Annotated in this window: 27 protein-coding genes and 2 tRNA genes; 24 read left to right on the top strand and 5 right to left on the bottom strand. The window is 67.8% G+C overall.

The genetic code is table 11. From position 1 onward, the window contains the following. Positions 1–43: 43 nt before the first annotated feature. Positions 44–700, bottom strand: a complete 657-nt coding sequence (locus ASF00_RS10205) for a prolyl hydroxylase family protein (RefSeq protein ID WP_055878164.1) — start codon at positions 698–700, stop codon at positions 44–46. 177 nt (positions 701–877) lie between these two features. Between ASF00_RS10205 and ASF00_RS10200 the strand changes: the two genes are divergently transcribed. From ASF00_RS10200 to ASF00_RS10105, 20 genes are all read left to right on the top strand, one after another. Continuing rightward, positions 878–1,651 carry a type II secretion system protein N gene (locus tag ASF00_RS10200; protein ID WP_327196356.1) on the top strand — a complete coding sequence of 258 codons (774 nt, stop codon included), beginning with the start codon at positions 878–880 and terminating at the stop codon, positions 1,649–1,651. Between the two features lie 10 nt (positions 1,652–1,661). Further along, complete coding sequence (gspD, locus tag ASF00_RS10195) at positions 1,662–3,869, top strand: type II secretion system secretin GspD (protein ID WP_055878159.1); 2,208 nt, start codon at positions 1,662–1,664, stop codon at positions 3,867–3,869. Between the two features lie 131 nt (positions 3,870–4,000). Continuing rightward, positions 4,001–5,521, top strand: a complete 1,521-nt coding sequence (locus ASF00_RS10190) for a GspE/PulE family protein (protein ID WP_055878157.1) — start codon at positions 4,001–4,003, stop codon at positions 5,519–5,521. A 189-nt stretch (positions 5,522–5,710) separates the two neighbouring features. After that, positions 5,711–6,937, top strand: a complete 1,227-nt coding sequence (gspF, locus tag ASF00_RS10185) for a type II secretion system inner membrane protein GspF (RefSeq protein ID WP_055878155.1) — start codon at positions 5,711–5,713, stop codon at positions 6,935–6,937. An 8-nt stretch (positions 6,938–6,945) separates the two neighbouring features. Next, a complete protein-coding gene (gene gspG, locus ASF00_RS10180) occupies positions 6,946–7,386 on the top strand; it encodes a type II secretion system major pseudopilin GspG (RefSeq protein ID WP_235525725.1) in 441 nt (146 codons plus the stop codon). Beyond that, a complete protein-coding gene (locus ASF00_RS10175) occupies positions 7,361–7,831 on the top strand; it encodes a GspH/FimT family pseudopilin (RefSeq protein WP_055878152.1) in 471 nt (156 codons plus the stop codon). Before gspG ends, ASF00_RS10175 begins: the two co-directional genes overlap by 26 nt. Next, positions 7,821–8,207: a type II secretion system minor pseudopilin GspI gene (gene gspI / locus ASF00_RS10170; protein WP_055878150.1), complete on the top strand. Its 387-nt coding sequence runs from the start codon at positions 7,821–7,823 to the stop codon at positions 8,205–8,207. Before ASF00_RS10175 ends, gspI begins: the two co-directional genes overlap by 11 nt. Beyond that, on the top strand, positions 8,207–8,887 hold the full coding sequence (gene gspJ, locus ASF00_RS10165) for a type II secretion system minor pseudopilin GspJ (RefSeq protein WP_055878148.1): 681 nt from the start codon (positions 8,207–8,209) through the stop codon (positions 8,885–8,887). The genes gspI and gspJ overlap by 1 nt, the downstream gene beginning before the upstream one ends. Beyond that, positions 8,874–9,881, top strand: a complete 1,008-nt coding sequence (gene gspK / locus ASF00_RS10160) for a type II secretion system minor pseudopilin GspK (protein ID WP_268795095.1) — start codon at positions 8,874–8,876, stop codon at positions 9,879–9,881. The genes gspJ and gspK overlap by 14 nt, the downstream gene beginning before the upstream one ends. After that, on the top strand, positions 9,878–10,966 hold the full coding sequence (gene gspL / locus ASF00_RS10155; protein ID WP_055878145.1) for a type II secretion system protein GspL: 1,089 nt from the start codon (positions 9,878–9,880) through the stop codon (positions 10,964–10,966). Before gspK ends, gspL begins: the two co-directional genes overlap by 4 nt. After that, entirely contained in the window at positions 10,963–11,439 is a 477-nt protein-coding gene (gene gspM, locus ASF00_RS10150) for a type II secretion system protein GspM (RefSeq protein WP_055878142.1), read from the top strand. Before gspL ends, gspM begins: the two co-directional genes overlap by 4 nt. Beyond that, positions 11,436–12,161 carry a type II secretion system protein N gene (gene gspN, locus ASF00_RS10145; protein WP_055878140.1) on the top strand — a complete coding sequence of 242 codons (726 nt, stop codon included), beginning with the start codon at positions 11,436–11,438 and terminating at the stop codon, positions 12,159–12,161. The genes gspM and gspN overlap by 4 nt, the downstream gene beginning before the upstream one ends. A 64-nt stretch (positions 12,162–12,225) precedes the next feature. Further along, positions 12,226–12,302, top strand: a tRNA-His gene (locus ASF00_RS10140). A 112-nt stretch (positions 12,303–12,414) separates the two neighbouring features. Further along, positions 12,415–13,464, top strand: coding sequence for a Leu/Phe/Val dehydrogenase (locus tag ASF00_RS10135; protein ID WP_055878138.1), 1,050 nt, complete (start codon positions 12,415–12,417; stop codon positions 13,462–13,464). Between the two features lie 176 nt (positions 13,465–13,640). Further along, positions 13,641–14,366 (top strand): heme ABC transporter permease CcmC, encoded by a 726-nt coding sequence (ccmC, locus tag ASF00_RS10130; RefSeq protein ID WP_055878135.1) that lies wholly within the window; start codon positions 13,641–13,643, stop codon positions 14,364–14,366. 97 nt (positions 14,367–14,463) lie between these two features. After that, positions 14,464–14,910: a cytochrome c maturation protein CcmE gene (gene ccmE, locus ASF00_RS10125; RefSeq protein WP_055878133.1), complete on the top strand. Its 447-nt coding sequence runs from the start codon at positions 14,464–14,466 to the stop codon at positions 14,908–14,910. Beyond that, positions 14,907–16,820, top strand: coding sequence for a heme lyase CcmF/NrfE family subunit (locus tag ASF00_RS10120; protein WP_055878131.1), 1,914 nt, complete (start codon positions 14,907–14,909; stop codon positions 16,818–16,820). Before ccmE ends, ASF00_RS10120 begins: the two co-directional genes overlap by 4 nt. Further along, entirely contained in the window at positions 16,817–17,344 is a 528-nt protein-coding gene (locus tag ASF00_RS10115; protein WP_055878129.1) for a DsbE family thiol:disulfide interchange protein, read from the top strand. Before ASF00_RS10120 ends, ASF00_RS10115 begins: the two co-directional genes overlap by 4 nt. Further along, positions 17,341–17,781, top strand: coding sequence for a cytochrome c-type biogenesis protein (locus tag ASF00_RS10110; RefSeq protein WP_443024400.1), 441 nt, complete (start codon positions 17,341–17,343; stop codon positions 17,779–17,781). Before ASF00_RS10115 ends, ASF00_RS10110 begins: the two co-directional genes overlap by 4 nt. Beyond that, positions 17,781–18,419: a tetratricopeptide repeat protein gene (locus ASF00_RS10105; RefSeq protein WP_055878817.1), complete on the top strand. Its 639-nt coding sequence runs from the start codon at positions 17,781–17,783 to the stop codon at positions 18,417–18,419. Before ASF00_RS10110 ends, ASF00_RS10105 begins: the two co-directional genes overlap by 1 nt. 79 nt (positions 18,420–18,498) lie before the next feature. On the opposite strand, the gene ASF00_RS10100 is transcribed toward ASF00_RS10105, so the two are convergent. Beyond that, positions 18,499–18,717, bottom strand: a complete 219-nt coding sequence (locus ASF00_RS10100) for a DUF3072 domain-containing protein (RefSeq protein ID WP_055878126.1) — start codon at positions 18,715–18,717, stop codon at positions 18,499–18,501. 50 nt (positions 18,718–18,767) lie between these two features. Then, complete coding sequence (gene ald / locus ASF00_RS10095; RefSeq protein ID WP_055878124.1) at positions 18,768–19,874, bottom strand: alanine dehydrogenase; 1,107 nt, start codon at positions 19,872–19,874, stop codon at positions 18,768–18,770. Between the two features lie 127 nt (positions 19,875–20,001). On the opposite strand from ald, the gene ASF00_RS10090 reads away from it, so the two are divergent. From ASF00_RS10090 to ASF00_RS10075, 4 genes are all read left to right on the top strand, one after another. Further along, the gene (locus ASF00_RS10090; protein WP_055878121.1) at positions 20,002–20,445 is read left to right on the top strand and encodes an Lrp/AsnC family transcriptional regulator; all 444 of its coding nucleotides are present in this window, start codon (positions 20,002–20,004) and stop codon (positions 20,443–20,445) included. Positions 20,446–20,616: 171 nt separating this feature from the next. Further along, the gene (locus tag ASF00_RS10085; protein ID WP_055878814.1) at positions 20,617–22,515 is read left to right on the top strand and encodes a potassium transporter Kup; all 1,899 of its coding nucleotides are present in this window, start codon (positions 20,617–20,619) and stop codon (positions 22,513–22,515) included. A 2-nt stretch (positions 22,516–22,517) separates the two neighbouring features. After that, a complete protein-coding gene (locus tag ASF00_RS10080; RefSeq protein WP_055878119.1) occupies positions 22,518–23,033 on the top strand; it encodes a 2'-5' RNA ligase family protein in 516 nt (171 codons plus the stop codon). 66 nt (positions 23,034–23,099) lie between these two features. Beyond that, positions 23,100–23,176: transfer RNA gene (locus ASF00_RS10075), tRNA-Met, on the top strand. 15 nt (positions 23,177–23,191) lie between these two features. Here the strand turns inward: ASF00_RS10075 and fdhD are convergent. Both fdhD and mobA read right to left on the bottom strand, forming a co-directional pair. After that, positions 23,192–23,986: a formate dehydrogenase accessory sulfurtransferase FdhD gene (fdhD, locus tag ASF00_RS10070; protein ID WP_055878117.1), complete on the bottom strand. Its 795-nt coding sequence runs from the start codon at positions 23,984–23,986 to the stop codon at positions 23,192–23,194. Then, complete coding sequence (gene mobA / locus ASF00_RS10065) at positions 23,983–24,471, bottom strand: molybdenum cofactor guanylyltransferase (protein WP_235525723.1); 489 nt, start codon at positions 24,469–24,471, stop codon at positions 23,983–23,985. The genes fdhD and mobA overlap by 4 nt, the downstream gene beginning before the upstream one ends. Between the last annotated feature and the right edge of the window lies 1 nt (position 24,472).

The raw sequence follows: 24,472 nt of genomic DNA, 5'->3' as shown, positions 1-24,472 counted from the left end.
TTGCCGGGGTGATACCCGTTTGTGAGGCTCGCCAAGCCGCCGTTCACCCCCACGCTTTCTCCCGAAACCATTTGGTGATCACGTATTTGACCCCCGCGCGCACCTTCATCCCATGATGCAGCGTTGCCGCATTCAAGCTCCCATCCGCGCGTCGGTTGTTCCACGCGAGCAGCTTACCCGTCTCGGGCTGGACAATCTTGTCGATCGCCTTGAAGCGCGTCGCACCGCCCGCCTCAGGCTGGTTGAGATAGACCATGACGGTCCACGTCCGGTTGCCGGCGACCCCGCAATAGCGCTGATAGTCGACGCCGTTCGGCTCGAAATAATCGGTATGCCCCTTGAATTCCTGCCCGACCGCGTAGCGCTGCCCCTGCAACGGCTCGCCATGCGCCGGGTCGAGCCCGGTCAGCGCGAGGATCCGGCGTTCGACGTCCATGACCACCGCGTCGCTCGCGGCCAGGTCGCCCGTCTCGCTCGTCCGATAGCTCGCATCTCCGTTCGAATCGGAGATCGTCGAGGGCCGTCGCACCGCATCGATCCGCTCGATCAACGCCGCGCACTGATCCGGCGGCAGGAAGTCTCGCCGCACGAACAGATCGAGCTTCGCGCTCGGCACGCGCTGCACGCCGGGGACGGTCAGGCGCGCGATGACCGGTTCGGGCGGCAGGCCGGAGCCACTGGACGGAAGAACATCGGACATTCGCGCTTTCTGCCAATCCCGAAGACAAAGCGCCACCCCGCCGAACGCGGTATCTGTGCACAAGCCATTGACGCGGAATTGTAACATGGCATGCCTACGCGACGAAATGCGGGAAATTGGGGTGGGTCGCGGATGCGATTGAAGCTGGACGCGCGGGCGCGCCGTATCTTGCGGCGTATGCCGGTCGTGAATGTCTATAGTGTCGTGGAGCTCGCGCTGCTGGCCGGGCTTGCGGTGCAGTGCGCGCGGCTGGCCTGGACCATCGTCACGCCGATCACGCCGCTCGGCGACTGGCGACCGGCCGCGCCGATGGTCGTCGGTGCACCCGCCGATATCCTGCGCGGCTTCGATCCGTTCTTCCGTCTTGCAGGGGCCGTGGGCGCTCCCGCGACCGTCACGTCGCTGCAACTCACGCTGTTCGGCACGCGCATGGACGAGGCGATGGGTCGCAGTTCCGCGATTATCGCCGGTCCCGACGGCGTCCAGCAGAGCGTCGCGATCGGCGATGAGATCCAGCCCGGCGTCCGCCTCAAGGCCGTCGCGTTCGATCACGTCACGATCGATCGCGGCGGCGCGGACGAGGACCTGTTCCTCGACCAGTCGGGCGCCGTCACGCCGGTCGTGCCCGGCGCGGCACCAGCGGGGGCGGCATCGCCCGCGATCGGCATCCCGGTCGCGCAACTACGCACCGAGATCGGGTTTATCCCGCGGATCGATGGCGGCCGCATCAGCGGGCTGACCGTCCGCGCGCAAGGATCGGGCGCCGCCTTCCGCGCGGCGGGGCTCAAGGACGGCGACGTCGTCACCTCGATCGGCGGTCGCCCCGTCTCAGGGCCGGGCGATCTCGACCGGATCGCCAAGGATTTCGCGGGCGGCGGCAACGTCCCCATCACCGTCGAACGCGGCCAGGATACCCTCCCGCTCGCCATCACGATCGCGCCCCCCCAATGAAAACGGCCCCATGAAAAAGCTTATCCTCGGTCCCGTCGTCGCGCTGGCGCTCGCCGCCAGCGTCCACGCACAGACCACGCTCAACGTTCGCGACGCCGATATCCGCGCGTTTATCGCCGACGCCGCGAAGGTTACCGGCCGCACGTTCATCATCGACAACCGCGTCGCCGGCAAGGTGACCGTAGTCACCGATCGTCCGCTGTCGCGCTCCGAATATTTCGAGGTGTTCCTCTCGACGCTGCGCGCCAACGGCCTCGTCGCGGTGCCGACCTCGGGCGGGGCTTTCCGCGTCCAGCCGCTCGACAACGCTGCGTCGCAGCCCAGCCGGATCGGCGTCGCAGGCGCCGCGCGCAACAGCTACGTCACCGAGATCGTCCGCCTCCGCGCAATCGACGCGCAGTCCGCGGTCGAGACCGTCCGTCCGCTCGTCAGCGCGCAAGGCTCGGTCAGCGCGAACCGCGGCGGCAACAGTCTGGTCGTCGTTGATTTCGCCGACAATATCCGCCGCATCCGCGAGGTCCTTCGCCGGATCGATACCGACACCTCGTCGACCCGCGTCGTCGCGCTGAAGAATGCGAGCGCCAAGGAAATCGCGACCGCGCTTCAGGGGCTGATCGGCACGGGAACCGGTGGCGGGCAGGGCGGTGCCTCCGCGACCGGCCCGAGCGCCTCGGTTGTCGCGGTCGAGGGATCGAACGCGGTCGCACTCCGCGGCGACCCGACCACCGTCGCCCGCCTCGCACAGGTCGCCGCCGATCTCGACCAGAAGGCGCGCAACGGCACCGAGATCAAGGTCGTGTTCCTCGAGAATGCCGACGCCGAGCAATTGCTGCCGGTCCTGCAGGAACTCGTCGGCCAGACCCCGACACAGCCCGTCCAGACCGCCTTGTCGCGCTCGAATTTCGGATCGAGCAGCACCAATGGGGCATCCGGCGGCCAGTCGAACATCTCGCAGCCACAGGTCAACCAGTCGATCCCGAGCTCGGGCGGGTCGGGTGGCTCGGGCCAGCCCGCGATCACCGCGGCCGGGGGCAAGACCGCCGCGGTCGTCACGCGCTTCGCCGGGGCCAACGCGATCGTCATCGCCGCGCCCGCCGAAATCCAGCGCCAGCTGAACGAGGTCGTCCGCCAGCTCGATACGCGTCGCGAACAGGTGCTGGTCGAGGCGATCGTCGCCGAAGTGTCCGACACGACGGCGCGCACGCTCGGTGCGCAGTTCATCGTCGGCGATCCCAGCGGCGGCGCGTTCGGCGCGTCGACCTTCTCGAACTCCGCGCCTAACATCCTGCAGATCGCTGGCGCGATCGGCGCGCGCTCGATCACGGGCAACGGCACGACGGTCGTCGCGCCCGATGGCACGCGCACGGAAACGAACACACCCAACGCGGCCGCGGACTCACTCGCGCAGTCGGCGATCTCGTCGATCCTCGCCGCAACCGGCGGGTTCGGTGGGTTCGGCGGCAAGATCGGCAGCACATTCTTCGGCGCGATCATCAACGCGGTGAAGAGCGACACGACCTCGAACCTGCTCCAGGTCCCGCACCTCGTCACGCTCGACAATCAGGAGGCGCACAGCCTCGTCGGGCAGGAGATCCCGATCACCACGGGGCAGGCGCTCAGCACCAATTTCGACAACGCGTTCCGCACCACGCAGCGCCAGAATGTCGGCATCGAGCTGACTGTGCGGCCTCAGGTGAACTCGTCGGGCACGGTGAAGCTCAACCTCCGCCTCGAAGTCAGCTCGATCGCGGGGCCGGTGTCTAGCGACAATAGCGACCTGATCCTTAACAAGCGCGAGGTCGAGACCGTCCGCACCGTCGACGACGGCCAGATCGCGGTCATCAGCGGCCTGCTCGACGACAATGAGCGCCGCACGATCGAGAAGATTCCACTGCTCGGCGACATTCCCGTGCTCGGCCATCTGTTCACGTCGAAGGCCAAGCAGCGGTCGAAGACCAATTTGATGATTTTCATCCGCCCGACGATCCTGCGCACCGCGGAAGACAGCCGCAAGCTGACCGAGCAGCGCTACGGCTATGTCCGGCTGCAACAGGGCCTGCAGGAGCCGGGAGCGGAGCCGTCGATCGACCAGCTCGTTCGCGATTACATGGGGGCTGCACCGCCCATCCCGTCCGCGCCGATCCCCGGCAACATTGAGGACCCCCGGATCGCGGTGGCGGTGCGCACCTCTACGATGGTCGTGCGGCCGAAGAAATGATCATCCGCGAAGGCTTCCCTCCCGAACCTTCTTCCCCCCTCCCGCAAGCGGGAGGGGCCGGGGGTGGGCACGCGCTTTCCCCGAACGACGTCCTCGACGGTGAGCGCGAGCCCACCCCCAACCCCTCCCGCATGCGGGAGGGGGGTGATGCGGACCTTCCCCAAATCACCATCCCCTACGCCTTCGCCCGCAAGTTCGGCGTCGTCGTCGACCACACCGAGACCGACTCGCACCTGACGATCGCGATGCGCGCGGGCGCCGACCCCAAGGTCCTGCTCGAGCTCCGCCGCTATCTCGGCCGCCCGTTCGACGTCGGCTTCGTCGAACAGGTCGCCTTCGACCGCCTCCTGTCGAACGTCTACGCGATGGACGGCCAGGCCAATGCGCTAGCCGCGGTCGGCATGGGCGACGAGCTCGATCTGCTCGCGGGCGACATGCCGACCGCGGAGGATCTGCTCGACACCGCCGACGACGCGCCCGCGATCCGCCTCATCAACGGCATCATCGCCGACGCCGCGCGCAACGGCGTGTCGGACATCCATATCGAGCCCTACGAAAGCGGCCTCGTCGTCCGCATGCGTATCGACGGCGTGCTGCGCGAGACGCTGCGCATGCCCCCCAACGTCGCGCCCGTGGTGGTCAGCCGCATCAAGGTCATGGCGCGGCTCGACATCGCCGAGCGCCGCGTGCCGCAGGACGGTCGCATGGGGCTAACGCTGGGCGGCAAGCTGCTCGACGTCCGCGTCTCAACGCTGCCAAGCCGCGCGGGCGAGCGCGTGGTGCTGCGTATCCTCGACAAGGAAAACGCCGGGATCGACCTCGAAGCGCTCGGCCTGCCGCCCGCTTTGTTCGCGCTCCTCAACGAGGCGCTGAGCGAACCCAACGGCATCATCCTCGTCACCGGCCCGACCGGCTCGGGCAAGACGACCTCGCTCTACGCCGCGCTCCGCCTGCTCAACGACGGCAGCCGCAACATCCTCACCGTCGAGGATCCGGTCGAGTACGCCGTCGACGGCGTCGGCCAGACTCAGGTGAACCCGAAGGTCGGGCTGACGTTCGCGGCGGGCCTGCGCGCGATCCTGCGCCAGGACCCCGACGTCGTCATGGTCGGCGAAATCCGCGACCGAGAAACCGCCGAGATCGCGGTGCAGGCGTCGCTCACCGGCCATCTCGTGCTGTCGACGGTCCATACCAACGACGCGATCGGCGCGATCACCCGCATGCGCGACATGAAGGTCGAGAGCTTCCTGCTCGCCTCCACGCTGCGCGCGGTGATCGCGCAGCGCCTCGTCCGCCGGCTCTGCCCGACCTGTCGCAAGGCCGTGCCCGCATCGGACACGGTCGCGCCGCTGCTCGGGATCGCCCCTGACGCGGTGGTCTACGTCGCGCAAGGCTGCGAGGACTGCAACCAGACCGGCTACAAGGGCCGCATCGGCGTGTTCGAGGCAGTCCGCATCGACGACACGATCCGCCGGCTGATCAACACCGACGGCCACGAATCCGAGATCGTCGCGCACGCCTTTGCGAAGTCGCCCAACCTCGCCCAATCCGCGCGCGATCTCGTCCTGTCGGGGCAGACCACGGCCGAAGAAGCCGTCCGCGTCTCGCGTCGCGACACCACCGAGGTCGTCAAGGAAACAGCCAGTGCATAGCGCCAGGCAAATCCTCCCCGGAACGGGGAGGGGGACCAGCGCAGCTGGTGGAGGGGGCTCACCCCGTGCGCAACGCCAGCCGCAGACCGCCACAACCTTTCGCCCACGGCCACTACGCTCGAAGCGTTTGCGGCACGCTCCCTCCACCACCGCTACGCGGCGGTCCCCCTCCCCGTGCCGGGGAGGATGATGGCGGACTTCGACTATCTTGCGATCGATACGAAGGGCGCTGAACGCCGCGGCCATGTCGCCGCGGCTGATATCGACGTCGCGCGCGCGACGCTCAACGCGCGGAAACTGTACGTCGTCAAGATCACCCCCGGCGCCCCGCCACAGGCGACGAAGGGCCGCCCGCTGTTCGGGCTCCAGCTCGGCACGCCGAAAATGTCGGGCAAGAACCTCACGCTGTTCACGCGCCAGCTCGCCACGCTCAACCGCGTCTCGCCGCTCGAGGAATCGCTCCGTACGATCACGCGCCAGACCGAGCAGGACAGCGTCCGCGCGATCGTCCAGCACGTCCATGCCGGCGTCGTCGAGGGCCGGCGTCTCGCCGATGCGATGGCGCGCGAACCGAAAAGCTTCCCGCCGCTCTACCGCGCGATGGTGTCGGCGGGCGAGAGCTCGGGCTCGCTTCCGACGATCCTCGACCGGCTCGCAGCGTTGCTCGAACGCCAGGCCGAGATCCGTGGCAAGCTGATCACCGCGCTCGCCTATCCCGCGATCCTCGCGCTGGTCGCGCTGGGCGTCGTCACCGCGCTGATGATGTTCGTCGTCCCGCAGGTCGTCGAGCAGTTCGACACGGTCGGCCAGCAGCTCCCGCTGCTGACGCGGATGGTGATGGCGTTCTCGGCGTTTCTGGTCGGCTATTGGTGGGTGATGCTGCTGGTCGTTGGGCTCGCCGCGCTGGGCGGGTGGCAGGCGCTCAAGGACCCGACGATCCGGCTCGCCTTCGACGGCTGGCTGCTCCGTATCCCGCTGCTCGGGCGGCTGCTGCGCGATCTCCACGCGGCGCGGATGGCACGCACGCTGGGGACGATGGTCGCCAGCCGCCTGCCGCTGCTCGACGGGCTCAACCTCACCGCGAGCACGATCCACAATCGCCGCCTCCGGCTCGCGTCGGACCAGATCGTCGACGCGATCCGCGGCGGCGGCAGCCTGTCCGCCGCCATGCGCCGCGCCGGCGTCTTCCCGCCGCTGCTGACCTATCTCGCGGCGAGCGGCGAAGCGGCGGGTCGCCTCGACGAGATGCTCGAGCGCGCCGCCGACTATCTCGAACGCGAATTTGACCGCTTCACCGCCACCGCGCTGTCGCTGCTCGAACCGCTGATCATCGTCGTGATGGGCGGTATCGTCGCGACGATCGTGCTATCCATCCTGCTCCCGATCCTCCAGCTCAACACGCTGGCAGGCCAATGAGGTTTCGTATGCGTCAAGAAGTCAACAAACGCCGTCGTGAAGCGGGTTTCACGCTCGTCGAGCTGATGGTGGTGATCGTAATCATCGGCCTGCTCGCGACCATCGTCGCGCTCAACGTGCTGCCCTCGGGCGACACCGCGCGGATCCAGAAGGCGAAGGCCGACATCGCGCAGATCGAGGGCGGGCTGGAACTCTACAAGCTCCAGAACATGACCTTCCCCAACACGTCGCAGGGGCTGAACGCACTCGTCACCGCGCCCGCAGGTCTCACCGATCCCTCGCGCTATCAGCGTGGCGGGTATCTGAAGAAGCTGCCGAACGACCCCTGGGGTCGCCCGTATCTCTATGCGTCGCCGGGCACGCACGGCGAGGCCGACGTCTGGACCTTCGGGGCGGACGGCAAGGAAGGCGGCGAGGGGATCGATGCCGATATCGGCAGCTGGCAGTAATCGGGAGACGGGCTTCACGCTCGTCGAACTGATGGTCGTGGTCACCGTCATCGGCCTCGCCTCGGCCGTGGCGATGCTCGTCATGCCGGACCCCCGCGGCCGCGTCCTCGACGAGGCGACGCGGTTCGCGTTGCGCACCCGCGCCGCGCATGATTCCGCGATCGTCGAGGCGCGCCCGGTCAGCGTCTGGGTCAGCGGCGGCGGCTATGGCTTCGACCGGCGTCTGTCCGGCGGCTGGACGCCGATCGCCGAGAAACCGATGCGCGTCGAACGCTGGAACGAGGGTACGCGCGCCAGCATCGGCGACAGCAGCGGCCGGATGCGCGTGACGTTCGATCCGACCGGGCTCGTCGATCGCCCCGCGGAAATCCGGCTCGATCGCGGCGGCGTCGCGGCGACCGTGCATATCGACGCCGACGGCAGCGTGCGCGCCGATGCCGGCTGACGGCCATCCGGGCGAGAGGGGCTTTACCCTCATCGAGATCATGGTCGCGCTGGCGGTGTTCAGCCTGGCCGCGATGGCGCTCGTCCGTCTCGAAAGCACGACGATCCGCGGCGCGTCGATCCTCGACGAGACGCTGGTCGCGCAGATGGTCGCGCGCAACGTCGCGATCGACGCGGTGACCGACGCGCAGCCCCCGACCGCCGGGCGAGTCACCGGCGTCGAGATCAACGGCGGCCAGCCCTGGAGCTGGACCCGGCAGGTGAGCGCGCTCGGCGGATCGCGCGTGCTGCGGATCGACGTGACGGTCGCGGATCGGTCGGGCACGCAGCTCGGCCGCCTGACGATGGTTCGCCCCGCTCCCCGGACCGCGACGTGATGCGACCGCGCAACGAGGCGGGTTTCACGCTGATCGAGGTCATGGTCTCGCTCATGATCTTCGGCATGATCGCCGCGGCGGGCGTCGCGATCCTGTCGTTCAGCGTCAGTGCGCAGAGCAGCACCGGCGCGAAGCTTGACGATATCGGCGCGCTCACCCGGACGATGTCGATCCTGTCCGCCGATCTCGCCCAGGCCGCCAACCGCGCCTCCCGCGACGAGGCCGGGACTCGCGTCCCCGCGTTCGTCGGGGAGAGCGGATCGGGCGTCACGCCGATGCTCCGCCTCGTCCGCGCGGGCTGGAGCAACATCGACGGCGCGCCGCGGCCCAGCCTGCAGAAGATCGCCTACCGCATCGACGGCGGCAATCTCCAGCGGATCGCCTACCCGATGGTCGACGGCGCGCAGGGCCTCCCGCCCGCCGCGCTCCTCACGCGAGTGCGCCAGATCGCGCTCCGCTACCGTATCGCGGGCGCCTGGAGCGATCGCTGGGACGGCGCGAACGGAACGCCCTTGCCCGACGCGATGGAGCTCCGCATCGTCCGCGACGACGGCACGCAGTTCCGCCAGATGTTCCTCGTCGGCACCGGTTATGTCCCGGCGCGGACCGAGAATACCGATCCGGCCGGCACGCCGCCTGCCGGCACCCCCTCGCAGGAGACGCCCGGTGCGCGCACCTGATCGCGGCGGCATCCCGCGCGGGCAGGAACGCGGTGCGGCGCTGCTCACCGTGCTGATGCTCGTCGCGATCATCGCGGTGATGGCGGGCGCCGCGCTTGAAAAGCTGAGGCTGTCGACCCGGCTCGCGGGGAATGCCGCGACCGGCGAACAGGCACGCGCCTATGCGTTTGCCGCCGAGACGATGGCGCTGACCCGCGTCTCCACCCTGCTCGGGCAGAGCCCCAAGCGAGTCACGCTCGCCGGCAATTGGAGCAACACGCCGTTCGGCCTGCCCGTCCCCGGCGGCTTCGCGACCGCACGCGTGCGCGACGGCGGCAACTGCTTCAATCTCAACGGTCTCGTCAAACAGGTGCAGGGTGCACCTGGCACGTACATCACCAATCCCGAGATCCGGCCGCAGTTCGTCCGGCTGATGCGGTTGCTCGACGTCCCCGTCCAGGTCGCCGAACAGATCGCGTCGGGCACCGCGGACTGGATCGACAGCGATCAGGACCAGCAGGCGATGGGGGCGGAGGACGGCGCGTATCTGGCGCGCGAAACGCCCTATCGCACCGGCGGCACGCTGATGAGCGATCCGAGCGAACTGCGCCCGGTCGCGGGCATGACGCCTGCGATCTACACGACGCTTAGGCCCTGGATCTGCACCTTGCCGATCGCCGAGCCGTCGCCGATCAACGTGAACACCTTGCTTCCCGAACAGGCGCCGCTGTTCGCGATGCTGTATCCCGACACGCTCCAGGTCGGCAGCGCGCAGCAGATGCTGCTCCGTCGCCCGCCGCAAGGCTATGCGGACGTCGGTGCGATTACCAAGGCGGCGGCGTTGCAGGGGGCGGCCAATCTCGCCCCCGGTGCCGTCGCGACCGTGACGTCAAAATGGTTCACGCTCGATATCGACGTGACCCTGGGTAGCACGCAGATGCAGGAACGCGCGCTTATCGACGCGAACCGGCTTCCCGCGCAGCTCGTATCGCGGCAATGGGGCGAGCCATCATGACCACGCTGTTATTCCTTCCCGCCGGCGAGACCGGATTTCGCTGGATGCGCGTCGTCGACGCGCGCGTGGTCGGGGAGGGGGAGGGCATCCCCGAGACCGACGACGCGACGATTGCCGTGGCGCCTGCCGATGCGGTGACGCTGCACTGGGCGGAATTGCCGTCGCGATCGGTGGCGCAGGCGACCGCCGCCGCGCGGATCCTCGCCAGCGAGGCGAGCGCATCGCCGCTCGCGGAACTCCATGTCGCGGTCGGGGACGAAGGCGCGAGCGATCGGCCGATCGGCGTGGTCGGCGTGGCCACGATGCGCGACTGGCTGCTGATGCTGGCCGACGCGGGCGTCGATCCGGTCGCCGTCATCCCCGCGCCGATGCTCCTCCCGCGGCCCGAAGAGGGGTATGCGCGCGCCGAGCTCGCTGGCAGCGGCGTGGTGCGCGGCACCGCCAGCGGGTTCGCCGACGAAGCCCGGCTGACCGAGCTGGTCACGGGCGGTACCGCGCCAGCGACGATCGACCGGGACACGCTGGAAGCGGCGATCGTCGCGGCCGTCGCGTCGCCGCCGCTCGACCTGCGGCAAGGGCCGTTTGCGCATCGACGCCGGTTCGCGATCGACTGGGCACTGATCCGGCGGCTGGCGCTGCTGTCGCTGACGATTCTGGCGGTGACGCTGGCGATCTCGCTCGTCCGCATCGCCAAGTTCAGCTTCGGTGCCGATGCGCTGGAGGCCGAGGCGGACACGGTCGCGGTGACGGGATTGCCGCGCGGCGAGACGGTGGTCGATGCCGCCCGCCAGCTCGACGAGCGTCTCTCGCGCGTCCGGGGGCCGGGGCTCGGCTTCACCACCACGACCGCCGCTGTCTTCGCCGCGGTCCGCGCGACGCCCGGCACCGAAGTGACCGCGCTCGATTTCCAGGCGAACGGCGATCTCCGCCTGTCGGTCGCGGTCGAGCGCGAGGCGCTGGCGACCGATCTCAAGCGCGCGCTCGAAGCCGCCGGCTTCGATGTCCGCGCGGGCGTGTTCCAGGCGGTCGCGGGCCGCGTGACGGGTGAACTGACGATCAGCCCAGGGCCGGGAGGTGGACGATGACCGGACTTCGTAACTGGTTCGAGGGCCGCTCGCTGCGGGAGCGGCGGTTGCTGCTCGTCATGGCGGCGCTCGCGGTGCTGACATTGCTGTGGGCGCTGATCATCCGTCCGGTCGGCGACGGCCTGTCGAGCGCGCGCGAGCGTCATGCCAATGCCGTCACGCGGCTCGGCGAGACTCGCGCGCAGGTCGCGACGTTGCGCGATATCCAGCGGAACCGCGCGACCCCGCTGACGGGCACGCTCGCCGACGCGGTCCGGGCGGAGGCCGATCAGGCCGGTTTCGCGCTCGCCACGCTCGATCAGGACGGGGCAGACCGGGTGCGCATCGGTATCCAGTCGGCGCGTCCCGGCGCGCTCGTCGCGTGGCTGGCGCGGCTCGAACGCCTCGGCATCCTCGTTGATTCGGTGGCGATGACCGACAAGGGCGACAAGACCGTCGGCGTCGCACTCACGCTGAAGGCGCGCGCGGCATGAGGCGGATTCGTTTGCGCACCGGCCCCGCCGCGCTGTTCGGGATGATGCTGCTGATCGCGCTGATCGTCTTCCTGCCGATGCGCGCGGTGCTCGGCTGGACCGGGATCGGGGACGAGGGACTCGTCGCGCGGCGCGTGTCGGGCACGATCTGGGGCGCCACGCTCACCGAGACGCGGTTCGGCGATCTCGCGCTGGGCGACCTCCACGCGCGGCTTTCGCCGCTGCCGCTGCTCGTCGGCCGCGCGACCATCGTCTTTTCAGGTCCGGATTCGGTATCGGCAAAGCCGCTGCGCGGGTCGGCGAGCGTCAGCCGGCACGGCTTCGGCGTCGACCACATGACCGCGACGGTCGCCACCGGACGGCTGTTCGCACCGGTGCCTGTCGCCGCGCTCGATCTCGACGACGTGTCGGTCCGGTTCCGCGACGGACAGTGCGACGCGGCCGAGGGTCGCGTTCGCGCGACGCTGGCGGGCGACGTCGGCGGGATCGCGTTGCCGCAATCGGTCAGCGGCACCGCGCGCTGCGACGGCACCGCGCTGCTGCTGCCGCTGGCGAGCCAGGCCGGGACGGAAAGCATCGCGCTGCGGATCGAGGGCGCGGGCACCTACCGCGCCGAATTGTCGCTGCGCCCGTCCGATCCGCTCGCCGTCCAGAAGCTCGAACAGGCCGGGTTCGTGGCGGGGCCAAACGGGTACCGGCTCGCGATCGAAGGACGTTTTTGACAGATTTGTGCAAGTCCGCGGTTGACGGATGACGCCGACCCCCGCTAGGGGCGACGCCTACGCGGCGGTCGTAGTTCAATTGGTTAGAGCGTCGGCTTGTGATGCCGGATGTTGCGGGTTCAAGTCCCGTCGGTCGCCCCATTATTTAGTTATTTTCGACAAGCTCCCGCGCTGCGGGCGCTTTGGGCTGGTAAAACCCCCAAGAAAATAATATTTCGCTCCCCGGTAATTTTATTCTCCTCAGGAGCCGGCGATGACAGCGGTTTGGGACCTTCCCGATTTCGACGACCACGAGGGCGTACACGCGTTCACCGATCCCGAATCGGGCCTGCGCGCGGTCATCGCGCTGCATTCCACCAAGCTAGGCCCGGCGGCGGGTGGCACGCGCTTCTGGCATTACGCCGATAACGGTCGCGCGGTGATCGACGCGCTGCGCCTGTCGCGCGGCATGAGCTTCAAGAACGCGATGGCCGGGCTCGAACTCGGCGGCGGCAAGGGCGTCGTCCTCGCCGCCAAACCCGGCGACGTCATCACCACCGCACAGCTCGAGGCGTTCGGCCGCGCGGTCGATTCGCTCGGGGGACGTTATGTGACGGCGGAAGACGTCGGCATGTCCGAAGAGCGCATGAAGGTGATCGCGACGCAGACGCGCTTCGTCTCCGGCCTGCCGGTCGCGAGCGGCGCGGCGGGCGGCGATCCCGGGCCGTATACCGCGCTCGGCATCTATCTCGGCGTGAAGGCGGCGGCACAGCGTGGTCTGGGGGCGACCGACATGAAGGGCGTGCGCGTCGCGATCCAGGGCGTCGGCTCGGTCGGCGGCGGGCTCGCGCGACTGCTCGCCAAGGATGGCGCGGTGCTGACGCTGGCCGATGTCGACGAGGCGCGCGCGCAGACGCTTGCCGCCGAGCTCGGCGCGACCGCGGTTGCCGCCGAGGCGATCCTGACGACAGACGCGGATATCTTCAGCCCGAACGCGCTCGGCGCGATCCTGACCGAGATGTCGATTGCCGCGCTGAAGACGAAGGTGGTCGCAGGCGGTGCGAACAATCAGCTGAGCGTCCGCGAAGACGGCGCGCGTCTGCATGCGCGCGGTATCCTGTATGCGCCCGATTACGTCATCAACGCAGGCGGGATCATCAACGTCGGCCTCGAATATCTGGGTCACGGCGACGAGGCCGAGGTCAAGGCACGGATCGCGCGCATTCCCGAGCGCCTGATCGAAGTCTGGAACGAAAGCGACCGCACCGGCCAGCCAGCGTCGGATGTGGCGGACTCGATCGCCAAGCGCCTGATCGGCCGCTGATCCCTCTCCCCGTCGGGGAGAAGGTGGCACGAAGTGCCGGATGAGGGGCCGTCGGGGCGAACGACCCGAGCCCGAAGCCCCTCACCCTCCCACCGCAATCGCGGCGGGCCCCTCCCTTTCCCCGATGGGGAGAGGGGCTTTAAGTCCGTGATGACTTGCCATAGTGGTGACATCCAGTGGCTACCCTACACGCCTTCGCAAACCCCGCGCGCTTCCTGAAGATCGCCAAGCCGTTGACGCCGTTGCTCTTTTGGGCCGGCGTTGCGCTCATTGGTCTTGGCTGCTGGGCGGGCCTCACGCAGACCCCGCCCGATTACCTCCAGGGCGAGACCGTCCGCATCCTCTACATCCACGTCCCCGCCGCCTGGCTCGGGATGGGCGGGTGGAGCGGGATCGCGATTTCAAGCATCATGTTTCTTGTCTGGCGGCATCCGCTCGCCAGCGTCGCCGCGCGCGCGATCGCGCTGCCCGGTTCGGTATTCGCCGCGCTCTGCCTGACGACCGGCTCGATCTGGGGACGGCCGACCTGGGGAACGTGGTGGCAATGGGATGGCCGCCTGACCTCGATGCTGCTGCTGCTGTTCGTCTATCTCGGCTATATGGCGCTCGCGAAGGCCGATGCCGACCGGGGCGGCGATGGCCGTGTGCCGGCGCTGTACGGGATCGCCGGATCGGTGCTGCTGCCGATCATCCGCTATTCGGTGGTGTGGTGGAACACGCTGCATCAGGGGCCGAGCATCGGCCTCACGCAATCGACGATCGCCGGTTCGATCCTGTGGCCGCTGCCTATCATGCTGGCCGGGTTTACCTTCATATTCGCCGGGATCGTCTTGATGCGGATGCGCACGATACTGGCGATTGCCAAGTCCGAAGCCCGCATGCGCCGGATGGCCCGATCATGAACCCCTGGCCGTTCGTGACTGCTGCCTACGTCCTGACGCTGGGCGGCGGCGCCATCATCGCGCTCATCAGCTACCTAGCGATGCGGAAGGCCGAGAAATGAAGGCCAAGCATCAACGCCTCACGCTGGCGCTGCTGGCGCTCGGCGCGGTCGTGGTTGCAGGGCTGCTCGCGCTGTCGGCCCTCAAGGATCAGGCCGCGTTCTTCTACGCGCCCTCCGACGTGCGCCGCGACGGCTTGCCGCTCGGGCGTGCGGTACGGCTCGGCGGGATGGTCGAGGGCGGTTCGGTCGAGCGCGCCGCGGACGGCATCACCGTGCATTTCGTCGTCACCGACGGGCAGGCGAGCACGCCGGTCGTTTTCGCCGGCATCGTCCCCGACCTGTTCCGCGAGAAATCGGGCATCGTCGCCGAAGGCCAGTTCCAGCCCGACGGCAGCTTCGTCGCGTCGAATCTGCTCGCAAAGCACGACGAGAAATACATGCCGCCGCAGATGGCCGGCAAGATGCACGAAACCAAGACGCTCGAGCCGGACGCCAAGCGATGATCGCCGAAGCAGGTCTCGCCGCGCTGTGGTTCGCAGGCGCGCTGGCGGCGTTGCAGCTGGTCATGGCGACGATCGGTATCGCGCGCGGTCGTGACGACGTCGCGGCGGCGGTACGGCCGGTGGCGATCGTCCAGGGGCTGCTCGCACTGCTGGCGATGGCGCTGCTGATCGCGCTGTTCCTCGACTCCGACATGTCGGTGAGACTGGTCGTCGAGAACAGCCATTCGGCCAAGCCGTGGCTCTACAAGTTCGCCGGCGCCTGGGGGAACCACGAAGGCTCGATGCTGCTCTGGGTGACGATCCTCGGGCTCGCTGGCGGTGCGGTCGCGATTCTCGAACGGACGCTGCCCGAACGCACGCTCACCGCGACGCTCGGCGCGCAGGCGACGATCGCGCTCGGATTCTATGCGTTCCTGCTCTTCTCCTCGAACCCGTTCGCGCGGTTGAACCCTGCCGCAGCCGATGGCCTCGGGCTCAATCCGCTGTTGCAGGACCCCGGCTTGGCGTTCCATCCGCCGACGCTCTACACGGGGTATGTCGGCCTCTCGGTCGCGTTCTCGTTCGCAGTCGGCGCGCTGGTCACCCGCGACGTCGGACCCGCGTTCGCCAAGGCGATGCGGCCGTGGGTGCTGATCGCATGGATCTTCCTGACGCTCGGCATCACCGCGGGCAGCTACTGGGCCTATTACGAGCTAGGCTGGGGCGGCTGGTGGTTCTGGGACCCGGTAGAGAACGCCTCGCTGATGCCGTGGCTCGCCGCCACCGCCTTGCTCCATTCGGTGACCGTGCTCGCGACCCGCGATGGCCTGCGCGCCTGGACGATCATGCTCGCGGTCGTCGCGTTCTCGATGTCGATGATCGGCACGTTCCTGGTCCGCTCGGGTATCCTGACGAGTGTCCACGCGTTCGCGGTCGATCCCGAGCGCGGTGCGTTCATCCTGGCGTTGCTCGCGATCTATATCGGCGGCGCGCTGGCGCTGTTCGCCGCGCGGATCGGTACCGTCCGCGCGGGCACGACCTTCGATCGGGTCAGCCGCGAGGGCGGTCTCGTCGCGAACAACCTGCTGTTGTCGGTGATCCTCGGCGTCGTCCTGATCGGCACGCTCTACCCGATCGTCGCGGCGAGCTTCGGCGTGCAGCTCTCGGTCGGCCCGCCGTTCTTCAACAAGGCGGCAGGGCCGATCGCGCTGCTGCTGGTCGCGGTGATGGCGGTCGGGCCGTTGCTGCGCTGGCGGCGTGACGACGCGAAGGCGGTGCTCGGCCGTGTCATCCTGCCGATCGGCGCGACGCTGGTCGCGGTAGTCGCGTTGCTGTTCGTCTGGCCGGGTGTGCTCCCCTGGGCAGGACTGTCGCTCGCCGCCGGTCTGGCAGTCGCCAGCGTCGCGCCGTTGTGGAAACGCAATCTCAGGCGCACGCCGCTTTTCACCTATGGCATGGTCATCGCGCATCTCGGGATCGCGGTCAGCCTCGCCGGGATGGCGTCGGACAGCGCGTTCACCAAGGAGACTCTGGTCGCTGTGCGTGCGGGCGAACCCGCGCGCGTTGGACCGTACACCGTGACGCTCGACGGGATATCGCCCGTGATCGGCGAGAACTGGTCCGCGCTCGAAGCGCGGCTGACCGCCACGCGTGGTGACAGCGCGCGCATCCTCCGCCCGCAACTCCGGTTCTTCGCCAACCCGCCGACCAGCACCAACGAATCCGCGATCCTGACCGTGCTCGACGGCCAGCTCTATACCGTCCTCGGCCAGCCGGACGGGCAGGGGCGGTGGCAGCTTCGGCTCTGGTGGAAGCCGTTCGTGACGCTCATCTGGTTCGGCGGCGTGCTGATCGCGCTGGGCGGCGCGCTGTCGCTGCTCGGCCGCGTCCGGCGCGAGCGGCGTACCGCGATACGGACGCATTCGGCATGAAGCGCTTCGCACTTTGGGCGCCGCTGGCGATCTTCGCCTTGCTGTTCGCAGTGGTGGCGAGCGGGCTGTTCCGGCCCGCCGAGAAAACCGTTCGCTCGGCGATGGTCGGCAAGCCGCTCCCCGATTTCGCCTTGCCGGCGATGGTCCCGGGCAAGCCGGGCCTGACCAGCGCATCGTTCCGACAGGGCAAGCCGCGGTTGCTCAACGTCTTCGCCAGCTGGTGCATTCCGTGCATCGCCGAGGCCCCGCAGCTGATGCGGCTGAAGGCGATGGGCGTCCCGATCGACGCGATCGCGATCCGCGACACGACGCCCGCGATCGTGGGCTTCCTGCGCCGCAACGGCGATCCGTACGAGCGGATCGGCAGCGACACGGCGAGCCGGGTGCAGCTGGCGCTGGGCTCGTCAGGCGTGCCCGAGACGTTCGTGATCGACGGTCGCGGCATCGTCGTGAAGCAGATCATCGGCGATATCCGGCCCGAGAATGTCGCCGATATCGTGCAAGCGGTGAAGGACGCGCGGTGAAGAACCCACACGTCATTCCCCTGTCGCGAGCGGGAGCGGAGGTTCTCGCGGCGCTGTTGCTCTGCGTTGCGCCAGCCGCCGCGCAGCCCGTCATCGCGCCCGCCCATTACGCGAACGTCCAGCTCGCCGACCCCGCCCAGGAAGCCTCCGCGCGCGCGCTCATGGAGACGTTGCGGTGCCTGGTCTGCCAAGGCCAGTCGATCGCCGACAGCGATGCCGACATGGCCGCCGACATGCGCGCGCTCGTCCGCGAACGGATCGAGCGGGGGGAGAAGCCCGCGTCGATCCGCGACTGGCTGGTCGCACGCTACGGCGATTACGTGACCTATGATCCGCCGCTGACGGGATTGACCTGGCCGCTATGGCTCGCCCCGATCCTGCTGCTCGGCGTCGGCGGGTGGATCGCGCGGTCGAGTTTCCGGCGGAGGAAACGCTGATGGGCTGGGTCTGGCTTGGCGTGATCGGCGCGGGGGTGTTCGCAATGCTCGCGGTGTTGAAGGTCGATCGACTGTTGTGGTCGATGGTTGCGTCGGCGCTGATGCTGGGCGCGGCGGGCTATGCGCTGCAGGGTCAGCCGGGGCTTGCCGGGCATTCGGTGACGACCGGGCTCGCGCCCGCGCCTGACGATAGCGCGATGCTTGAGCTGCGCGATCAGATGCTGGAGCGGTATACCGGCGCGGCGGCGTATCTCGTGGCCGCGGATGCGATGACCCGGATCGGCGATCGCCGTGCCGCAGTGCAGGTGTTGCTGGGCGGAATCCGTATCGCGCCTACGAACGTGGTATTATGGACTGGTCTCGCCAATGCGCTCGCCGCGCATGATGCGAACCAGGTGTCGCCGCCCGCGCTGTTCGCGTTTCAACAGGCGATGCGGTTGGCGCCGAAGCACCCCGCGCCGCCGTTCTTTCTCGGCTTGGCGTATGTGAGAGCGGGGGAGTTCGCAAAGGCCCGGCCATATTGGGCCCGGGCGCTGACGCTCACACCGGCCGACATCTCCTATCGCGGCGAGATTGCGGCGCGACTGACGTTGCTTGACCGACTGCTGGATGCGCAGGACGCGCCGGATAGGCCTTAGAAACCGTTATCCCTGCGCAAGCAGGGATAACGGTTTTGCGTGAGGCCGTGGAAACAGGGCGCCTACAGGCGCCCCCCTTTTACTGACCGCGCCCGGTCTTCGACTGAAGTTCGTCGATCTTCTTCGACGCGTCCGCCTTGGTCAGCGACTCGTCAAATTCCTCATGCGCTTCCTCGGACAGCGTCTTGAGGTAGCTCGCCTGCGCACCGGTCATCTTCTCGTCGCCGGTGGTCCAGTCGTCCGGGTCCTTCTCGGCGTTCGAGAACGGTTCGGACTTCGGGTTCGGGGTGTCGGACATTGGAAATTCCTTTCCCCTGTCCAACACCCATGTTCCGTATCCGTTCCCTATCAGCCGACCCAAGCTTCGTAAGGTAAACCTAGATCATCCGCGACCGCCTTGTACGCGATCTTGCCCTTGTAGACGTTCAGCCCATTGGCAAGATGCGCATCGGCCTTCATCGCCGCCTCAGCCCCCAGATTGGCGAGCTTTAGCGCGAACGGCAGCGTCGCGTTGTTGAGCGCGAACGCCGAGGTCCGGGCGACCGCGCCGGGCATGTTGGCGACGCAGTAATGGATCACCCCGTCGACCTCGAACACCGGGTCTTCATGCGTGGTGGCATGGCTCGTCTCGAAGCACCCGCCCTGGTCGATCGCGATGTCGACCAGCACCGAACCGCGCTTCATCGTCTTGAGCATCTCGCGCGTGACGAGCTTGGGGGCGGCCGCCCCGGGGACCAACACCGCGCCGATCACCAGATGTGCGTTCTTCACCGCCGCCGCGATCGCGGCCTTCGATGCGTACGCCGTCTTGATCTGGCTCGAGAAGAACATGTCGAGCTCGGCCAGGCGATCGTTCGAGATGTCGTAGATCGTCACATCGGCGCGCATGCCGACCGCCATCTGCGCGGCATTGACGCCCGAGACGCCGCCACCGAGAATCGCGACCTTGGCCGGCGCGACACCGGGGACGCCGCCGAGCAGCACGCCGCGTCCGCCCTGCTCCTTTTCGAGATAATGCGCGCCGACCTGCACCGACATGCGGCCGGCGACCTCGGACATCGGCTTGAGCAACGGCAGACCGCGGCGATTGTCGGTGACGGTCTCGTACGCGATGCAGGTCGCGCCGGACTTCATCAGGCCCTCGGCCTGCGGCTTGTCGGCTGCGAGATGGAGATAGGTGAACAGCACATGGCGCGGTTCGAGCATCGCGATCTCGCCCGGCTGCGGCTCCTTGACCTTCACGATCATGTCGGCGCCGGCGAACACCGCGGCCGCGGTCGGCAGGATCGTCGCACCCGCGTCGACATAGTCCTGGTCCTCGAAATCGATCCCGGATCCGGCTTGCGTCTCGACCACGACCTCGTGACCCGCGGCGACGAGTTCGGCGACCGACGGCGGGGTCAGGCCGACGCGATATTCGTGGTTCTTGATTTCCTTGGGGACACCGACGCGCATTGATTCCACTCCATTATCGTTTGCGCGATACTAGCGCGCCTTGGATGGGAAGGGTTCGCAAACTCGTCGCGATGCAGTAGCGGATCCGCACGATGATTGCACTCAGCGTAGGTAATTCGGGAATATCTTGAGCATCACGATCGAACGCAGGATTTTGGACCTGCTCGCCGCCAACTCGGACCTCACCAGCGCCGAGATCGGCGACGCGGTCGGCCTGTCGGCAAGCGCCGCGCATCGCCGCGTCGCGCAACTGCGGGAAAGCGGCGCGATCACCGGCTATCGTGCCGTCCTGTCGCGCGCGGCGCGCGGCGACCCAAGCATCGTCCTCGTCAACGTAACGCTGCGCGACCAGCGCAAGGAAACGATGGCGGCGTTCGAGGCCGAGATCGTCGACTGCCCGCAGGTCGTGCAATGCTTTCTGATGAGCGGGGAGGCGGATTACATGCTGCATGTCGAGATTCGCGACGGCGAGACGTTCGAACGCATCCACCGCGAGACGCTGTCGCAACTCCCCGGCGTCACGCGTCTCGCCTCGCATTTCGTCATCCGCGAAGTCGTCACGCGCGTCTGATCAGCCCCGGTTAATCCACGCTAACCGTCCCGCCGTTGCCGCCCTTTGCCCCTCATGCTAAATGCGCGCGCTTGGGGCACAGGGTGAAATCGGAAATTCGATGATGATTGCTGCACTTCCGGGTCGATTCACCGTCCAGTGAGCGTCGATCAGACCGCCGCGGCCTCGACCGTGCCACCCGCCACTCTCGATCCCGAGACGGGGCATCATCACTCGGACGGTATGCTGAAGCTCGCTTTCGGCGCGATCGGCATCGTCTTCGGCGATATCGGCACAAGCCCGCTCTATGCTTTTCGTGAAACCTTCGCCGGCCATCACAAGCTCGCGCTCGACGCGGCGCACATCATGGGCGTCATCAGCCTGATGTTCTGGTCGATGATGATCGTCGTGACGGTCAAATACGTCATCATCATCATGCGCGCCGACAACAAGGGCGAGGGCGGCAGTCTCGCGCTGCTGGCGCTGGTCTCGGGCAAGACCAAGACGCGGCGCTGGAGCAAGGGCATCATCCTGCTCGGCGTCTTTGCGACTGCTTTGTTCTACGGTGACAGCATGATCACCCCCGCGGTCTCGGTGCTGTCCGCGGTCGAGGGCCTGGCCGTCGCCGCGCCCGCCTTTGGCGGTCTCGTGCTGCCGATCGTAATCGTGATCCTGATCGCGCTGTTCTGGGTTCAGAAAAGCGGCACCGCCCGGATCGGCCTCGTCTTCGGGCCGATCATGCTCGTGTATTTCAGCGTCATCGCGGTGCTGGGTATCCTCAGCATCGTCCAGACCCCGGGCGTGCTCTGGGCGCTGTCGCCGCATTACGCCGTCGAGTTCTTCCTCATCGATCCCGAGCGCGCCTTCCTGGCGCTGGGTTCGGTCGTGCTCGCGGTCACCGGGGCCGAGGCACTGTATGCGGATATGGGCCATTTCGGTCGCAAACCGATCGGGTTGTCCTGGCTGGTCTTCGTCCTCCCCGCATTGATCCTCAACTATATGGGGCAGGGCGCCTTGCTGTTCCGCGACGGTCAGGCCGCGCTGGTCAGCCCGTTCTACAATCTTGCGCCCGAGAGCCTCCAGCTCCCGCTCGTCATTCTCGCGACGATGGCTGCGGTGATCGCGTCGCAGGCGGTCATTTCGGGCGCGTTCTCGGTGACCCAGCAGGCGATCCAGCTCGGCTTCATCCCGCGGCTTCGGATCGAGCATACCAGCGCCTCGACCGAGGGGCAGATTTACATTCCGCTCGTCAACGGCGCGCTGATGGTGATGGTGATCCTCCTCGTGCTGTTCTTCCGCACTTCGTCGAACCTGACGAGCGCGTATGGCATCGCGGTGACGGGCGCGATGCTCATCGACACGTGCCTGCTCGGCGTGGTGCTGTTCCGCCTGTGGAACTGGCCGAAGATCGCGGCGATCCCGCTGCTGGCGATCTTCTTCACCGTCGACGGCGCCTATTTCGCGGCGAACCTGACCAAGGTCCCGGCCGGGGGCTGGTTCCCGCTGCTGGTCGGCTTCATCATCTTCACCTTTCTGACCACCTGGTCGAAGGGGCGGCAGCTGATGATCGACCGGATGCACGAGGCGGCGATGCCGATAAAGGTGTTCATCGGCTCGGCTGCCAGCTCGGCATCGCGCGTGCCGGGCACCGCGGTGTTCATGACCTCGACCGCGGACGGCGTGCCACACGCGCTGCTCCACAACCTCAAGCACAACAAGGTGCTGCACGAGCGCGTGATCCTGCTGACGGTAAAGATCGCCAGCCAGCCTTATTGGCCCGCCAACGACCGTGCGGTACGCGAGGAGCTCGGCAGCGGCTTCCACCGCCTCGTGCTGCGCTACGGCTTCATGGAGGATGCCGATGTCCCCGCGGCGCTGCGCCAGGTCCATAGCTGCGGTGCGGACTTCAAGATGATGGACACCAGCTTCTTCCTCTCGCGCCAGACGCTGCTCGCGTCGGACAAGCCCGGCATGATGCTGTGGCGCGAAAAGCTGTTCGCCTGGATGCTGCGCAATGCTGAAAGCGCGATGGAGTTCTTCCGACTGCCGACCAACCGCGTGGTCGAGCTCGGCAGCCAGATCGAAATTTGAGCATGACGGATTTCGTACCCGCGCCGATCATCGTGACGGCCTTGTTTGGTCGACAGGATACCGCGTTCTTCGACGCGATGCGCCGCGAGCATTTCCCGCCCGAGCGCAACCAGCTCGACGCGCATCTGACGCTGTTTCACCATCTACCGCCGTCGGGGCTCGATGAGCTCAAGCACCGCCTCAATCAGGAGACGCGCGGCATCCGTGCCCCGCAGGCACGGATCGGCGGGCTGATGTCGCTGGGGCGCGGGGTCGCCTACCGGATCGAGTCCCCCGACCTCGTCGGCATCCGCGCGCGGCTGGCCGACGCGTTTACCGGCATGCTTACGCCGCAAGATGCCGGCGGCTGGCGTCCGCACGTCACGATCCAGAACAAGGTCAGCCCGCCAGTGGCCAAGCTCCTGCTTGGCAATCTGCAGCGCGGTTTCGTCCCGAAGGACGTCGAAATCGCCGGTCTTGGCGCGTGGTGGTATCGCGGCGGACCGTGGGAAGCGATTTCTCGGGACATGTTTGCTTGACCGCCTCGAATCCGCTTCCTATAGGCCGCGCCTCGCAGGGAAGAACGCTTCCCTGACGGACGGTACGGCGAAGTAGCTCAGTTGGTTAGAGCACGGGAATCATAATCCTGGGGTCGGGGGTTCAAGTCCCTCCTTCGCTACCATTCTCAGACACAGTTTCAGTCGCTGAAGACGGCCCATGGGTCGTTGACGACCAGGATCGCATCGCTCCGCGCGAGCGCGAGCAGCGTCAGGCCGTGCGCGTGCGCGTGATCGATCGCCAAGCTGGTCGGCGCGGAGATTCCCACCAGCATCGGCGCGCGCGCGATCAGCGCCTTGTCGACCATCTCGAAGCTGATCCGCGACGTCACCAGAATGAAGCCGTCGACCGGCTGCCGTGCGATCGCCAGCCCGCCGACCAGCTTGTCGAGCGCGTTGTGGCGGCCGACATCTTCAAAGGCTGCGGTGATCCGCCCGTTTCGATCGCATGCGGCGGCGGCGTGGATCGCCCCGGTGGCGCTGTTGAGCGGCTGGTGCGCGCGCAGGCCGCTAAGGGCGGCGAACAGCGCCTCGACGGGCGCGTCGGGCCTTGGCGGGGTGCTGGGGACCGGTTTGCGGAGTTGTTCAAGTCCGGAGATGCCGCACAGGCCGCAGCTCGTGTCGCTGGTCCGGTGGCGGACTCGGTCGTGGATCCGCCCCTTGCATCGATCGGACAGCCCAACGCGGACGATCCAGCCCGCCTCCGCCTCGAAGATATCGATGTCGCGGACGTCGTCGGCGCTGTCGGCTAGGCGTTCGGTCAGCAGGAAGCCGGTGGTGAATTCAGCGAGGTCTGCCGGGGTCATCATCATCACCGCATAGCCGAGACCGTCGATCTCGATCGCGACCGGGACCTCGACCGCGATCGCGCGTTCGCCCGCGGTGATCGAGTCAGGCCGTAGGATCTTGATCGCTTGCGCGCGCGCGATGGTCATAGGGTATCGAGGTCCTGCGGCGTGTTGACGTTCGGGATGCGTGCCCCCGCCGAGATAGGGATAGCACCGACCGCTTCCGCCCACCCCCGCACCGAGCGCCTCGGCACGGTCGCGATGTGGTTCAGTAGGTGCCCGAGCGACCGTGTCTCCCAATGCCCGAGCACCGGCGCATCGGGGCAATAGGCCGACGCCCTGCGTGCCAATGCTTCCAGCAATCCATCGGGCAGCCGGGGCATGTCACACGCGATCGTCAGCACCGAGGTGAAGCCCAGCCCGGCGGCATAGTCGAGCGCGCCGGCAATGCCGCCCAAAGGTCCGAGCTCCGGACTCGGCAGGTCGGGGATCGTCCCGTCGCGCCCGGCGATCACCGCGCGCTCGACGTGCGGCGCCAGCAGGGCACGCGCATGCTCGGCTAACGCGCGCCCGTCTAACACCGCCTGCGCCTTGTCGGACCCGAAGCGCGACGACTGTCCGCCGGCAAGCACG

The sequence above is a fragment of the Sphingomonas sp. Leaf34 genome (genome assembly GCF_001421805.1).
In the GTDB taxonomy this organism is placed as follows: domain Bacteria; phylum Pseudomonadota; class Alphaproteobacteria; order Sphingomonadales; family Sphingomonadaceae; genus Sphingomonas.
Note: the sequence above shows the minus strand (reverse complement) of the source record. Positions and strands in the feature narration are given on the sequence as shown.